This is a genomic window from Streptomyces sp. S3(2020) (assembly GCF_013044505.1).
GTDB lineage: Bacteria > Actinomycetota > Actinomycetes > Streptomycetales > Streptomycetaceae > Streptomyces.
On sequence record NZ_JABERD010000245.1, the window covers coordinates 1 to 13,228 of the forward strand.

Below are 13,228 nucleotides of genomic sequence, written 5' to 3' on the forward strand. Positions count from 1 at the left end.
AGATGTGGTATAAGAGACAGGTAGCTGCTCTTGCGCCAGTGGAGGTCCGTGCTCATAGGTCCCGTGCCACCTTCTCGATCAGCGTCGCGGAGTCCTCGGGGGTGAGGGCCTGCGCTCGCAGAATGCCATATTTGCCGAACAGGTCTCCCACGTCGGGCTGTTCGCTGACGAAGTAGCCGCCTCGGTGACCCTCTACGTAGGCGAGCTGCTGGCGATCGGCCGTCTCCAGGAGGCTCATGCGACCCGCAAGCCCAGCGTGGTCCTCCCGGTTGTGGGGGATGACCTGGACTTCGACGTTTCGGAGCTCTCCGATCGTGAGGACGTGACGCAGCTGCTCGTTGAGCGTGGTGTTGCCCCCCAACGGCCTGGTGAGGATGCTCTCTTCGAGCACGTAGCTGATCGTGGGCGCGGGCTTGCGGGTGAAGAGCAGTCCACGCTCCAGCCGGGAGGTCACCCGTCGTTCGATCTCCTCGTCGTCCAGGGTCGGGCAGCGGTTGGAGGTGAACACGGCCCGCGCGTAGGCCTCGGTCTGGAGTGAACCCGGGATCAAGTTCGTCTGGTAGACGTGCAGGGCTGCGGCTTTCGCCTCCTCCGCCAGATAGTCCTCGGTCCAGGGCCGAAGACCGCCCTTGCCGAACTCCTTCTCCGCCAGCAGCAGGAGTGCACCTTGTGCACCGAGCACCTCGTCGGCGATTTCCACCAAGCTGCCCTTGGGTGACCGCTCGCCCCGCTCCACCATCGCCACCTGGGACTTGGAATACCCCACGTGCTTCGCCAGAGCCTCCTGCGTCAGTCCGGCCCGCTCGCGGAAGAACCGCAACATCGCGCCGAAGGTCTCCGAACCACGGTCACCGAAGTGCACAACCGCCTCCCCAAGTACACAGCCCCGCACGGACATTGCGTAACCCTGGTCACAGTATGTAAGCGCACGGAACCCTTTGCGGCATGAACGAGAGAATCGCCGCCCCCTGGATCCCGACCTGGATCCCCGCCTCCGGTCACGCCCTGCGGCACGCCGGTATCCACTTCGACGCCGTACGCATGAAGGAGCCGCTGGCCGAGCGCGTCGCCTCGGAGCTGATGCGCTGTACGGACTTCGAGGCGGGCCCGATCGTGGCCGAGGTGACAGGCGACCGGAACATGTACTTCCTGTTGCCTCCGCAAACCGCGTCGGCGTTCCCTTGGCCGTCCGGCGCGCGGGCGCTGACGCGGAGTGACCGGGGGCTGGCGTACGTCGGCGTGCCGGCGTTGACGGGAATCACGTGGCCGCTGGGGTGGCGGTCGGTGCCGTCGGCCGGGACGCCTTTCGTGGTGGGGGAGTTGTTGTGCGAGGCCGTGGGGTCGGTCAGCGGGTCGCCTTGGCGGCCTCGATGATCACGTCGGCCACGGTGTCGGGCTGCGAGATGGACACCGCGTGGGAGCCGTCGACGCGCACGATGGTGGAGCCGGCGCGCTCGGCCATGAACTCCTGGGCCTGGCCGGGGATGGCGTTGTCCTGGGTGGCGACGACGGCCCAGGAGGGCAGGGTGCGCCAGGCGGGGGTGCCGGAGAGTTCGGCGGTGAGGGCCTGTACGCGGACCGAGCGCTGGGTGACCGCGAGGAGGTCGGTGACCTCGGTGGGCAGGTCGCCGGCGATGACGTCCTGGTAGTGCTCGGGCAGGATCCGCAGCTCGGGCTCGCCCTCGTGCTCGAAGGCGATGGTGGTGTCCGGGCCCATTTTGGCGCCTTCGAAGCGGGAGGCGTTCTCCAGGGAGCTCTCGCCCTCGTCGGGCTGGAACGCGGCGACGTAGACCAGGGCCTGGACGTTGGAGGCGTCGCGGGCGGCGCGGGTGATGATCGAGCCGGCGTAGGAGTGGCCGACCAGGACGACCGGGCCCTCCACGGACTTGGCGACGGTGGCGGCGTACTGCGCGTCGGACTCCAGGCCGCGCAGCGGGTTCGCCACGGCGAGGGTGGTGTAGCCCTGGCCCTGGAGCTTGGCGATGACCCCCTTCCACATGCCGGAGTCGCCGAAGGCGCCGTGGATCAGGACGATGGTGGGGGTGGTGGTGCTCATGGGTTCCGTACCTCTCAGGTAGAACGATCGGTCTTTCTGGGAGAAAGACTAGTCGTTCTCTCTGGGGGTCGCAATGTGACGGGGTAGACCAGGGGAGACTTTCGAGAACGACTGGTCTTTCTTTACGATGGACGGATGACGACCGCCCCGGAGCTCCACCCCAAGGACCGGCTGCTGCGCACCGCGTCCCGCCTCTTCTACGCGGAGGGCATCCACGCCGTGGGCATCGAGCGTCTGGTCACCGAGGCCAAGGTCACGCGCGCCACCTTCTACCGGCACTACCCCAGCAAGGACGACCTGGTCTCGGCCTACCTCACCGCCACCGCCGAGGACATCCGGTCCGCCGTCGCGCGGGCCCGGGAAGGGAAGTCGTCGCGCGAGGCGGTCCGCGCGGTGATGGCCGTGCTCGGTGACGCGAGCCTCGAAGACGGCTTCCGCGGCTGCCAGTTCCTGAATGCCGCCGCCGAGTACCCCGACCGCACCCACCCGGTGCGCGCGGTCATCGACGACCAGCGGTCATGGCTGTCCGGGGTCCTGCGCGAGCTCTCGGCCGACATGGGCCACCCCGACCCCGACCACGCCGCCCGCGTCCTCGTCCTGCTCCACGACGGAGCCTTCCAGGCCGCGGAACTCGACAACGCCAAGGCCGTACGCGAAACCCTGCGCCGCGCGGTCGACGAGGTGTTCCCCGACTAGTCAGTCGCGGGGGAACTCATCCGTCTTGAGGGTGAGGTCGACGACGGTGCCGGTCAGGTCCAGGTCCTTGCCGAAGGAGACCGTGGTCTCGATCTCGTAGTCGCTGCCCTTGGGGTCGGTGTAGATGTGGCAGCGCCCCTGGTAGGGGTCGGCGACGACGTAGACGGGCACCTCGGCAACGGCGTAGGCGGTCTTCTTGGGGCCGTAGTCGTTGGCAGCCGTGCCCTTGGAAATGACCTCGGCGACGAACTCGACGTCTTCGTGGCGCCAGTGGCCCTTCTCCGTCTTTGCCGCACCTTCTTTCATTACCGTCACGTCGGTGGCGAAGCCGTTGAGATGGCCCGGGTAGTCGATCCGGACGTCGGACTTCACTCGCTTGCGGGAGTACTTGGTCCGCAACTGTTCGACGATGTCCAGGATGATCTCCCAGTGGGTGTCCCGCTGCGGCGACATGTAGACGGTCCCCTCGACGATCTCGACCTTGTATCCCTCGGGGGCGGGCATCTTCTCAAGCCGGTCGAACATCTCGTCGAGCGTGCTCTCGTTGTCGCTCTCGGCCATCGCGATCCTGTCTTCAAGGACGGTCATCGTGGCGCTCCTCCCCGGCCGCCCCTCGCACAAGTGCAGCCGCGCAGTACAACGATACGCACGGTGACCACGGCACGCCGTGATTCGGTCAGGCCGTTCCGGCCAGGTACGGCTCGCCCACATCCCACCCCTGATACATCGCCTCCGCGAAAGCCCCCGCGATCCGGTGCTCACCGCTCGCGTTCGGATGGGTCCCGTCGTAGGTGTCGAAGTTGATGTCGTACGACTTCGGCGGCGAGGCCAGCAGCAGCGGGGAGCGGGGCTCGTCCAGGTCGGCGACCGCCTTGGCGAGGAGTTCGTTGAAGAGGGTGACCTGTGCGCCGAAGGGCGGGTCGTCCTGGGCCCGGACGTTCGGGATCACCGGGAGCAGCACCATGCGCACCCGGGGGTTCGCCGTGCGCGCCTCCGTGACGAAGGCGCGCACGTTCTCCGCCGTCTGCTCCGCGTTCGTGTAGAAGCCCAGGTCGATCAGGCCGAGGGAGACCAGGAGGACGTCGGCGCGGCACGAGCGCACCGCCTCGCCGATCAGCGGGGCCATGTGCAGCCAGCCCTCGCCCCAGCCGGCCAGGTGGGCGCGGGGGAAGTCCGGGTCCGCGTACTCGTACGACGTGGGCGCGTCCGCCGCCTTGTCGTGCAGGGTGTCGCGCGGGCCCACGACGGCGAACGGACCGTCGTACGTGTCGCGCAGGTGCTGCCACATCCGGTAACGCCATGTGTGTTCGCCCGCGCTTCCGATCGTCATGGAGTCGCCGACGGGCATGAACCTGAGCATCCGCTCATGATGAACGATCAGTGGGAGCGATGGGGTGTGAGGCCGGACACTTGAACGCCCCGGGGGGATGGCAAGCTTGGGCTCATGCGCGCGCTACTCGGTGTCGTCGGAGCCACTGCCCTGCTCGTTCTCACGGGCGCCAGCCCCGCGACCGCCGCCGACGGGGACGGTGACCAGGGGTTCACCATCGAGGACCCACGCATCACCGAATCAAGCGGACTCGCCGCGTCCCGTCAGCACCCGGGCATCTACTGGACCCACAACGACCAGGACACCGGCACCTACCTCTACGCCGTCGACAGCTCCACCGGGAAGACCGTCGCGCGGATCACCCTGAGGGGTGTGGGCACGCAGCGGGACGTCGAGGCCATCGCCATGGGGCCCGACAACCAGATCTATGTCGGGGACATCGGCGACAACGACGGTGTGACCTGGCCTTATGTCTGGATCTATCAGCTGCCCGAGCCCACGGAGCTCAAGGACCAGACCATCACGGCCACCCAGTACGTCGTGAAGTACTCCGACGGCTCCCGTGACGCCGAGTCGATGATCGTCCACCCGAAGACCGGGCGCGTCTACATCATCGACAAGCAGGAGGACGGCGGGCATCTGTACGAGGGGCCCGCCAAGCTGTCCGCCTCCGGCACCAACGTCTTCAAGCCCACCAAGGCCGTCGACCTCTGGGCCACCGACGCCGCCTTCTCGCCCGACGGCCAACAGCTCGCCGTGCGCGGCTACTTCGGCGGCATCTGGTACGACTGGAACGGCGGCGACCTCAAGCGCGGCGGCCGGATCAGCGTGCCCATCGGGCAGGGGGAGTCCGTCAGTTACTCCACCGACGGTACGAAGCTGATGCTCGGGAGCGAGGGCGCCGGCAGCGAGGTGGTGGCGGAGGACGCGCCGGGGGACCAGGCGTCCGACTCGCCGTCCGGCGGCGGTGGTTCGAGTCAGGCCGACGGTGACGACGGTGGCTCCGACAGCAAGAACGTCAAGGTCGGTGCCTTCGCCGTGGCCGCTGTCGCCGCAGTCGTGTTCGGGTTCCGGCGGCTGCTGCGCCGGAAGTGAGGCACCGGGCCGGGCTCAGTCGCCCGTCCGGCGCCGTGACACGGTCACTTCCAGGCCGTCGAGGATCCGTTGCAGGCCGAACTCGAAGTGGTCGAAGTCGGTGCCGAAGGCGTCTTCGGAGAGGGCGGCGAGCACCGGGTAGCGGCCCGTCGCCATGGCCCTCTCCAGCGCCGGCACCTGCGCCTGCCAGAACTCCGCGTCGGTCAGGCCGGTGCGGCGCTCCACCTCCTGGGCGTACAGCTGGGTGCGGGCGGCGCCGACGACGTAGCCGTCGATCATGATGATCGCCGAGATCAGCTCGGGGTCGGTCAGGCCCATCGGCTTGATGAGGGTGAGGACCTTCTCCATGCCGTCCAGGGCGCTCGGGCCGAGGATCGGGCGGGACTGGTTGACCTGGAGCAGCCAGGGGTGCCGGCGGTAGAGGCCGAGGGTCGCGCGGCCCAGGGCCTCCAGGGCGGAGCGCCAGTCGCCGCCGCCCAGGTCCGCCGGGTTCTCGGACGGCTTCTGCACCCGGTCCAGCATCAGGTCGAGCAGCTCACCCTTGCCGGGGACGTACCGGTACAGCGACATCGCGCCGGTGCCGAGCTCGGCGGCGACGCGGCGCATCGACACCGCGTCCAGACCGTCGGCGTCCGCCACCTGGACGGCCGCTTCCACGATCCGGTCCAGGGTCAGGGCCGGTTTGGGCCCGCGGCTGGGGCGCCGGCCCGTGTCCCACAGCAGCTCAAGGGTGCGGATGATGTCGCCGCTGCCGCTGGTCTCCGAACTGCTCGTCATGGGTGCAGCTTAGTTCCCCGGAAAATAATTGGGTACGGCGTACGCGTAATCGGGTACGGTGTACTCAGTTACCGAGTCAAGGGGGACCCATGACCGACGGATACGCCGTGCGCGCCGAGGCACTGGAGAAGCGGTACGGCGAGAAGCGCGCCCTGGACGGCTTCGACCTGACCGTCCGCGAGGGCACCGTGCACGGACTGCTCGGGCCGAACGGAGCAGGCAAGACCACGGCCGTCCGCATCCTGGCCACGCTCCTGCGGCTGGACGGCGGTCACGCGACCGTGGCCGGCCTGGACGTGGCCCGGCAGTCGCGCGAGGTGCGCGCCCGCATCGGCCTGACCGGGCAGTACGCGGCCGTGGACGAGGTGCTCACCGGCCGGCAGAACCTGGAGATGTTCGGCCGTCTCTTCCACCTCGGCGGCCGGCGGGCCAAGGCGCGGGCCACCGAACTGCTGGAGCAGTTCGACCTCACCGACGCCGCGGGCAAGGGCGTCGGCAAGTACAGCGGCGGCATGCGGCGCCGCCTCGACCTCGCGGCGTCGATGATCCTCGCCCCGGCCGTCCTCTTCCTGGACGAGCCGACGACCGGGCTCGACCCCCGCAGCCGGGGCGAAGTCTGGGACTCCGTACGGGCGTTGGTGGCCGGTGGCACCACCGTGCTGCTCACCACGCAGTATCTGGAGGAGGCCGACAAGCTGGCCTCCCGCATCACCGTCATCGACCAGGGACGGTCCATCGCGGACGACACCCCGGACGGACTGAAGGGCACGGTCGGCGGCGACCGCATCGAGGTCGTGGTCGCCGACCGGGCCGACATCCCGCAGGTGGTGAAGGTCGTCGCACGCGTCTCGGACGGCGAACCCGAGGCGGAGGAAGGCGAGTTGCGCGTCCACGCCCCCGTCGTCGACCGCGTCTCCGCGCTCACCGAGGTGGCCCGCACCCTCCAGGACGAGGGCGTCCACGTCGAGGACATCGGTCTGCGCAGGCCCAGCCTCGACGACGTGTTCCTGCGCCTGACCGGACACCGCACGGAGAAGACGGAGAAGGAGGCGGCCGCGTGATGCCGTTGTCGAGCGATGAGGCGATGAGGCGGCTGGACCTGGCTGGGCCGGCGGTCGCGGAGGGTCGCGTGGAGGACGTCGACGCGTCGTCGGGCCATGGCGATCAGTGCCTGGTGGTGCCGTTCGCCCCCGGATCGCTCGCCGTCGTAGTAGGCCCGCGAAGTGGGATCGCCCCGCTCGCGCAACCCCGTCGTCGCGACCGATCGGGCCGCGCGAAAGAAAGCAGGGCGGCATGAGCACCATCGAGGTGACCGAGTCGACCGAGGCGACCCATGGGCGGGCGTACTGGGTTCTCGCCGACGTCTGGAACATCGTCCGCCGAGGTCTTACCCACTACCAGCGCCAACCCGTCAACATCGCCTGGCAGTTGGGCTTCCCTATCCTCTCCGTCCTCCTCTACGGCTATGTCTTCGGCAGCGCCATGCAGGTGCCCGGCGGCGGGGACTACAAGGACTTCCTGATGCCCGGGATGTTCGTGATGACGATGGCGTTCGGCTTCATCAACACCGCGACGCTCGTGGTGTACGACGCCACGAAGGGCGTGATCGACCGGTTCCGTTCCATGCCGATGGCGTCCTCGGCGGTGGTCGCCGGGCGCGGGGTCACCGATCTGCTGGTCGCCTGCGCCGAGTTGGCCATCATGATGCTGACCGCGATCGCCATGGGCTGGCGGCCGGACGGGGGACTGCGCTTCCTCGCCGCGTTCGGGCTGCTGCTGTGGCTGCGGTTCGCGCTGATCTGGATCGGGGTGTGGCTCGGGCTGATCGTGCCCAACCCGGAGGCGGCGGGCGGTCTGTTCGCGGTGGCCTTCCCCCTCACGATGATCTCCAGCATCTTCGTCGCACCCCAGCTGATGCCCGACTGGCTCGGTGCCGTGGCCTCCTGGAACCCGATCTCCTCCACGGCCGCCGCCACCCGCGACCTCTTCGGCACCCCGGTCGGCGGCGGGGACACCTGGGTCGAGCAGCACGCGCTGCTCATGGCGTACGTGTGGCCGGTGATCCTGACGGCGATCTTCCTGCCACTGGCGGTGCGCCGCTTCCAGAAGCTGAGCCGGTAGCGTCCAGTGTCTTGACGTGTTCATGTGACCTGACTTCCATGGAGGGAGCGGGTGTGGGAGCGCTCCCACCCTGTTCCGGGCCCGCGTCCCTCCCCCGAGAGGAAGCAGCTACATGTTCCGCAGCTTGCGAAGAGCGCTGTGCGCGGTGGCCGCGGCCCTGCTCCTGCCGCTGGGCGTGCAGACGGCCCAGACCGCCAACGCCGCCGAGGCCGCCGCCGGCGCCGGTTACTGGCACACCAGCGGCCGCCAGATCCTGGACGAGGCCGGGCAGCCGGTCCGGGTCGCCGGTATCAACTGGTTCGGCTTCGAGACCGGCAACTACGTCGTCCACGGCCTCTGGTCACGCGACTACAAGAGCATGATCGACCAGATGAAGTCGCTGGGCTACAACACCATCCGGATCCCGTTCAGCGACGACATCTTCAAGTCGGGGACCGTCCCCAACAGCATCGACTTCTCCAGCGGCAAGAACGCCGACCTCCAAGGACTCAACTCCCTGGGCGTGCTGGACAAGATCGTCTCGTACGCCGGTCAGGACGGCCTGAAGGTCATCCTCGACCGGCACCGCCCGGACGCCGGCGGCCAGTCGGCGCTCTGGTACACCTCCGCGGTCCCGGAGTCGACGTGGATCGCCAACCTCCGCGCGCTCGCGACCCGTTACCTCGGCCAGGACACCGTCGTGGGCATCGACCTCCACAACGAGCCCCACGATCCGGCCTGCTGGGGCTGCGGCGACACGACGAGGGACTGGCGCCTGGCCGCCCAACGGGCCGGGAACGCGATCCTCGCCGTCAACCCCGAGCTGCTGATCTTCGTAGAGGGCGTCCAGACGTACAACGGCGTCTCCGGCTGGTGGGGCGGCAACCTGATGGGCGTGGCCGACTACCCGGTGCAGCTGAACGTGGCGAACCGGGTCGTCTACTCGGCGCACGACTACGCCACGTCCGTGGCCCAGCAGAGCTGGTTCAGCGATCCCACCTTCCCCGCCAACATGCCCGGCATCTGGGACAGGTACTGGGGCTACATCTTCAAGCAGAACATCGCGCCCGTGTGGGTCGGCGAGTTCGGCACCACCCTCCAGTCGACCGTGGACCAGCGGTGGCTGGCCGCGCTGGTGGACTATCTGCGGCCGACGTCGACGTACGGCTCGGACTCCTTCCACTGGACCTTCTGGTCCTGGAACCCCAACTCCGGTGACACGGGCGGGATCCTCAAGGACGACTGGCAGACCGTGGACACCGTGAAGGACGGTTACCTGGCGAGCATCAAGGCGCCGGGCTTCCCGGCGGGCGGCGGCAGCGACCCCGGTGACCCGGGCGACCCCGGCGGCGGCACGGCGGCCTGCACCGCCGCCTACACCGTCAGCAGCGACTGGGGCAGCGGCTTCAACGCCGAGGTGAAGGTGACCAACACCGGTACCACCGCGATCAGTTCGTGGAAGGTGACCTGGACCTTCAGCGGGTCGCAGCAGGTGACGAACATGTGGAACGCGTCGTACACGCAGAGCGGGTCGACGGTGACGGCGTCCAACGCCGCGCACAACGGGTCGGTCGCGGCGGGCGGTTCGACGAGTCTCGGGTTCGGGGGTGCGCCCGGGGGCGGGGGTGTGCCCAGTGTGAGCTGCACGGCGGCATGAGAAAGGGCGCCCGGTGGCTCACCGGGCGCCCTCCACCGTCGTATGACGTATGCCGTCGGACGACTACAGCTTCTCGATCACGTAGTCGATGCACTTCGTCAGCGCCTCGACGTCCGCCGGGTCGATCGCCGGGAACATCGCGACGCGCAGCTGGTTGCGGCCGAGCTTGCGGTAGGGCTCGGTGTCGACGATGCCGTTGGCGCGCAGGACCTTGGCGACGGCGGCGGCGTCGACCTCGTCGGAGAAGTCGATCGTGCCGATGACCTGGGAGCGCTTGGCGGCGTCGGTGACGAACGGGCTCGCGTACTTGCTCTCCTCCGCCCAGGTGTACAGGCGGGTCGAGGAGTCCTTCGTACGGGCCGTGGACCAGGCGAGGCCGCCCTGGCCGTTGAACCACTCCAGCTGCTCCTTGAGCAGGAAGAGGGTGGCGAGGGCCGGGGTGTTGTACGTCTGGTTCTTGCGGGAGTTGTCGATCGCCGTGGGGAGCGAGAAGAACTCCGGCACGTGGCGGCCGGACGCGTGGACGCGCTCGGCGCGCTCGATCGCGGCGGGGGAGAAGACGCCGATCCACAGGCCGCCGTCGGAGGCGAAGGACTTCTGCGGGGCGAAGTAGTAGATGTCGGTCTCGGCGATGTCGACGGGCAGGCCGCCGGCGCCGGACGTGGCGTCCACGAGGACGAGGGCGCCCTCGTCGGCACCGGCCACGCGCTTGATCGGGGCGGCGACACCGGTGGAGGTCTCGTTGTGCGTGAGGGCGTACACGTCGACGCCCGCCTCGGCCTGCGGCTCCGGGTGCGTTCCGGGGTCGGAGGCGATGACGGTCGGCTCGGCCAGCCAGGGGGCGAGCTTGGCGGCCTTGGCGAACTTCGAGCTGAACTCGCCGAAGTTCAGGTGCTGCGACTTGTTCTCGATCAGGCCGTGGGTCGCCACGTCCCAGAACGCGGTCGAGCCGCCGTTGCCGAGGACGACCTCGTAACCCTCCGGGAGGGAGAACAGCGCACTGATGCCCTCACGGACCTGGCCGACCAGGTTCTTGACCGGGGCCTGGCGGTGTGAGGTGCCCAGCAGGGACGTACCGGTGGCGGCCAGCGCGTCCAGCGCTTCCGTCCGCACCTTGGAGGGGCCCGCGCCGAATCGTCCGTCGGCGGGCTTGATGTCAGCGGGAATCTGGATCTCAGCCACGGAAGGGAGGGTAGCCGTTGGGGGAAACCTGGTCGAAACGTGGTCCGCCGGGTGAGACGCGGTGTTTGGTTTGCTGGACTCATGACGGATCTAGCGGATCTAACGGATCTAGAGGCCGATCTGCGCAGGACCGTCCGAGGTGATGTCCGTTTCGACGTCACCTCCCGGGCGCTGACCACCATGGACGCGTCGAACTACCGGTGCGTCCCGCTGGGTGTGGTCGCCCCGCGCGACGCCGACGATGTGGCGGCCGTGCTGGAGGTGTGCCGGGAGCGGGGCGTACCGGTCGTCGCGCGGGGCGGGGGTACGTCCATCGCGGGGCAGGCCACCGGCGTCGGTGTGGTGCTGGACTTCACCCGCCACATGAACGGGCTGCTCTCCCTCGACCCCGTGTCGCGCACCGCCGTCGTCCAGCCCGGTCTCGTCCTCGACCGCCTCCAGGACGCCGCCGCCCCGCACGGGCTGCGTTTCGGTCCCGATCCCTCCACCCACGGCCGGTGCACGCTCGGCGGGATGATCGGGAACAACTCGTGCGGCTCGCACTCGGTGGCCTGGGGGACGACCGCGGACAGTGTGCGGGAGCTGGACGTGGTCACCGCGCGCGGGGAGCGGTCGCGGCTGGGACAGGGGTGGGCGGGAGCGCCGGAGGGGCTGCGGGAGCTGGTGGAGGGGGACCTGGCGCGGCTGCGGACCGGTTTCCCCGAGCTGCCCCGCCGGATCTCCGGGTATGCGCTGGACGCGCTGCTGCCGGAGCGGGGCGCGGATGTCGCCCGGTCCTTCTGCGGGAGCGAGGGCACCCTGGGGATCGTCACCGAGGCCGTCGTAGGACTCGTGGAGTCGCCACGCGCGCGTGCCCTCGCGGTGCTGGGATACCCGGACGAAGGCGCGGCCGCCGAGGCCGCGGCCGGGCTGCTGCCGCACGGTCCCCTGACGGTGGAGGGCATGGCGGCGGATCTGGTGCCCTCGGCGGTCGCGCTGCCACGTGGCGGGGCGTGGCTGTTCGTGGAGACGGGCGGTGACACGCGGGCCGGGGCACGCGCGCGTGCGGAGACGATCGTGCGGGCCGCCGACGTCATGGACGCGGTGGTGGTGACGGACCCGGCCGGGCAGCGTGCCCTGTGGCGCATCCGCGAGGACGCCAGCGGTACGGCGACCCGGATGCCGGACGGCTCCGAGGCGTGGCCCGGCTGGGAGGACTGCGCGGTGCCGCCGGCCCGGCTGGGCGCGTATCTGCGGGACTTCAGGGGGCTGCTGGGGGAGCACGGGCTGCGCGGGACGCCGTACGGCCATTTCGGGGACGGCTGCATCCATGTCCGTATCGACTTCGACCTGCTGACGGACGCGGGCATCGGCCGCTTCCGGCGTTTCTCGGAGGAGCTCGCCGATCTGGTGGCGGCGCACGGCGGCTCGCTGTCCGGCGAGCACGGGGACGGACAGGCGCGCGCGGAGCTGCTGCCCCGGATGTACGGCACCGAGCTGGTGGGACTCTTCGAACGCGCCAAGGGCGTGTGGGACCCGGACGACCTGCTGAACCCGGGGATGCTGGTGCTCCCGGCACCGCTGGACTCCGACCTCCGCTTCTCCGTCCTGCCCCGCGAGCCGGTCGACGTGGCCTTCGGTTACCCCGGCGACGGCGGTGACTTCTCCGCGGCGGTGCGCAGGTGCGTGGGCGTGGCGAAGTGCCGTACGACGTCGGCGGCCGGGGCCTCCGTCATGTGCCCGTCGTTCCGCGCGACCGGCGAGGAGGAGCACTCCACGCGCGGGCGGGCGCGGCTGCTGCACGAGATGCTCGCGGGCGAACTGGTCACCGACGGCTGGCGGTCGGTGGAGGTGCGGGACGCGCTGGATCTGTGCCTGTCCTGCAAGGGGTGCCGGTCCGACTGCCCGGTCGAGGTCGACATGGCCACGTACAAGGCGGAGTTCCTGCACCACCACTACGAGGGGCGGCGCCGCCCGGCCGCGCACTACACGATGGGGTGGCTGCCGGTGTGGCTGCGGGCGGTGGCGCGTACCCGTACGGCGTGGGTCGTCAACGCACTGGCATCGGTACGGCCGCTGGCGGCGCTGGCGAAACGGCTGGGCGGGATCGCGCCCGAGCGCGGGATTCCGCGGGTGGCGGCGGAGCCGTTCAGCCGGTGGTGGGGGCTGCGTGGTCGTGGGTGGTAGGCACTTGGCCCCGTGTGGTGTGGTCATGGGTGGCCGGGCGGGTGGAAACCGGTCTGTTGCCACAGAGGAAAACGGATCGGTTGCCGATGTGGAAGTGGACAAGGTGGCCCGGGGCCGGGCGCTGTCGAGTTCGTGGCGGGGCGGGATTGCGTCGGGAGACTGATCGGTT

The 13,228-nt window shown here is 69.6% G+C and carries 13 protein-coding genes; 7 read left to right on the top strand and 6 right to left on the bottom strand.

Annotated elements, in window-relative coordinates; translation table 11 throughout:
• Positions 1 to 52: 52 nt before the first annotated feature.
• Positions 53 to 862 (bottom strand): helix-turn-helix transcriptional regulator, encoded by an 810-nt coding sequence (locus HLK59_RS42630; protein ID WP_346779945.1) that lies wholly within the window; start codon positions 860 to 862, stop codon positions 53 to 55.
• 83 nt (positions 863 to 945) lie between these two features.
• On the opposite strand from HLK59_RS42630, the gene HLK59_RS42635 reads away from it, so the two are divergent.
• Positions 946 to 1,374 carry a hypothetical protein gene (locus HLK59_RS42635; RefSeq protein ID WP_171147043.1) on the top strand — a complete coding sequence of 143 codons (429 nt, stop codon included), beginning with the start codon at positions 946 to 948 and terminating at the stop codon, positions 1,372 to 1,374.
• On the opposite strand, the gene HLK59_RS42640 is transcribed toward HLK59_RS42635, so the two are convergent.
• The gene (locus HLK59_RS42640) at positions 1,346 to 2,056 is read right to left on the bottom strand and encodes an alpha/beta hydrolase (protein WP_171147044.1); all 711 of its coding nucleotides are present in this window, start codon (positions 2,054 to 2,056) and stop codon (positions 1,346 to 1,348) included. The two genes, HLK59_RS42635 and HLK59_RS42640, sit on opposite strands and share 29 nt — an antisense overlap.
• 135 nt (positions 2,057 to 2,191) lie before the next feature.
• On the opposite strand from HLK59_RS42640, the gene HLK59_RS42645 reads away from it, so the two are divergent.
• On the top strand, positions 2,192 to 2,752 hold the full coding sequence (locus HLK59_RS42645) for a TetR/AcrR family transcriptional regulator (RefSeq protein WP_171147045.1): 561 nt from the start codon (positions 2,192 to 2,194) through the stop codon (positions 2,750 to 2,752).
• Here HLK59_RS42645 and HLK59_RS42650 read toward each other — a convergent pair whose 3' ends face one another.
• Positions 2,753 to 3,340 carry a Uma2 family endonuclease gene (locus HLK59_RS42650; RefSeq protein WP_171147046.1) on the bottom strand — a complete coding sequence of 196 codons (588 nt, stop codon included), beginning with the start codon at positions 3,338 to 3,340 and terminating at the stop codon, positions 2,753 to 2,755.
• A gap of 88 nt (positions 3,341 to 3,428) precedes the next feature.
• Entirely contained in the window at positions 3,429 to 4,112 is a 684-nt protein-coding gene (locus HLK59_RS42655; RefSeq protein ID WP_171147047.1) for an SGNH/GDSL hydrolase family protein, read from the bottom strand.
• Positions 4,113 to 4,196: 84 nt separating this feature from the next.
• Here HLK59_RS42655 and HLK59_RS42660 point away from each other — a divergent pair, with 84 nt between their 5' ends.
• Positions 4,197 to 5,177 (top strand): WD40 repeat domain-containing protein, encoded by a 981-nt coding sequence (locus tag HLK59_RS42660; RefSeq protein WP_171147048.1) that lies wholly within the window; start codon positions 4,197 to 4,199, stop codon positions 5,175 to 5,177.
• 15 nt (positions 5,178 to 5,192) lie between these two features.
• On the opposite strand, the gene HLK59_RS42665 is transcribed toward HLK59_RS42660, so the two are convergent.
• Complete coding sequence (locus HLK59_RS42665) at positions 5,193 to 5,954, bottom strand: TetR/AcrR family transcriptional regulator (protein WP_171147049.1); 762 nt, start codon at positions 5,952 to 5,954, stop codon at positions 5,193 to 5,195.
• An 89-nt stretch (positions 5,955 to 6,043) separates the two neighbouring features.
• Here HLK59_RS42665 and HLK59_RS42670 point away from each other — a divergent pair, with 89 nt between their 5' ends.
• The 3 genes from HLK59_RS42670 (at position 6,044) to HLK59_RS42680 (ending at position 9,711) form a co-directional block, all read left to right on the top strand.
• Positions 6,044 to 7,015, top strand: coding sequence for an ATP-binding cassette domain-containing protein (locus tag HLK59_RS42670; RefSeq protein WP_171147050.1), 972 nt, complete (start codon positions 6,044 to 6,046; stop codon positions 7,013 to 7,015).
• A gap of 232 nt (positions 7,016 to 7,247) precedes the next feature.
• Positions 7,248 to 8,075 carry an ABC transporter permease gene (locus HLK59_RS42675; RefSeq protein ID WP_171147051.1) on the top strand — a complete coding sequence of 276 codons (828 nt, stop codon included), beginning with the start codon at positions 7,248 to 7,250 and terminating at the stop codon, positions 8,073 to 8,075.
• A 112-nt stretch (positions 8,076 to 8,187) separates the two neighbouring features.
• On the top strand, positions 8,188 to 9,711 hold the full coding sequence (locus HLK59_RS42680) for a cellulase family glycosylhydrolase (protein ID WP_171147052.1): 1,524 nt from the start codon (positions 8,188 to 8,190) through the stop codon (positions 9,709 to 9,711).
• Between the two features lie 63 nt (positions 9,712 to 9,774).
• Here the strand turns inward: HLK59_RS42680 and serC are convergent, their stop codons facing one another.
• Positions 9,775 to 10,893 (bottom strand): phosphoserine transaminase, encoded by a 1,119-nt coding sequence (gene serC / locus HLK59_RS42685; RefSeq protein WP_171147053.1) that lies wholly within the window; start codon positions 10,891 to 10,893, stop codon positions 9,775 to 9,777.
• Positions 10,894 to 10,974: 81 nt separating this feature from the next.
• Here serC and HLK59_RS42690 point away from each other — a divergent pair, with 81 nt between their 5' ends.
• Positions 10,975 to 13,059, top strand: coding sequence for an FAD-binding and (Fe-S)-binding domain-containing protein (locus tag HLK59_RS42690; RefSeq protein ID WP_240982966.1), 2,085 nt, complete (start codon positions 10,975 to 10,977; stop codon positions 13,057 to 13,059).
• Positions 13,060 to 13,228: the final 169 nt, after the last annotated feature.

Excerpts from the sequence above, each read along its gene's own strand:
- HLK59_RS42650 (WP_171147046.1), bottom strand. The coding sequence starts at position 3,340 with ATGACCGTCCTTGAAGACAGGATCGCGATGGCCGAGAGCGACAACGAG.
- HLK59_RS42680 (WP_171147052.1), top strand. The coding sequence starts at position 8,188 with ATGTTCCGCAGCTTGCGAAGAGCGCTGTGCGCGGTGGCCGCGGCCCTG.
- HLK59_RS42640 (WP_171147044.1), bottom strand. The coding sequence starts at position 2,056 with ATGAGCACCACCACCCCCACCATCGTCCTGATCCACGGCGCCTTCGGC.
- HLK59_RS42655 (WP_171147047.1), bottom strand. The coding sequence starts at position 4,112 with ATGCTCAGGTTCATGCCCGTCGGCGACTCCATGACGATCGGAAGCGCG.
- HLK59_RS42675 (WP_171147051.1), top strand. The coding sequence starts at position 7,248 with ATGAGCACCATCGAGGTGACCGAGTCGACCGAGGCGACCCATGGGCGG.
- HLK59_RS42645 (WP_171147045.1), top strand. The coding sequence starts at position 2,192 with ATGACGACCGCCCCGGAGCTCCACCCCAAGGACCGGCTGCTGCGCACC.
- HLK59_RS42690 (WP_240982966.1), top strand. The coding sequence starts at position 10,975 with ATGACGGATCTAGCGGATCTAACGGATCTAGAGGCCGATCTGCGCAGG.
- HLK59_RS42660 (WP_171147048.1), top strand. The coding sequence starts at position 4,197 with ATGCGCGCGCTACTCGGTGTCGTCGGAGCCACTGCCCTGCTCGTTCTC.
- HLK59_RS42635 (WP_171147043.1), top strand. The coding sequence starts at position 946 with ATGAACGAGAGAATCGCCGCCCCCTGGATCCCGACCTGGATCCCCGCC.
- HLK59_RS42670 (WP_171147050.1), top strand. The coding sequence starts at position 6,044 with ATGACCGACGGATACGCCGTGCGCGCCGAGGCACTGGAGAAGCGGTAC.
- HLK59_RS42665 (WP_171147049.1), bottom strand. The coding sequence starts at position 5,954 with ATGACGAGCAGTTCGGAGACCAGCGGCAGCGGCGACATCATCCGCACC.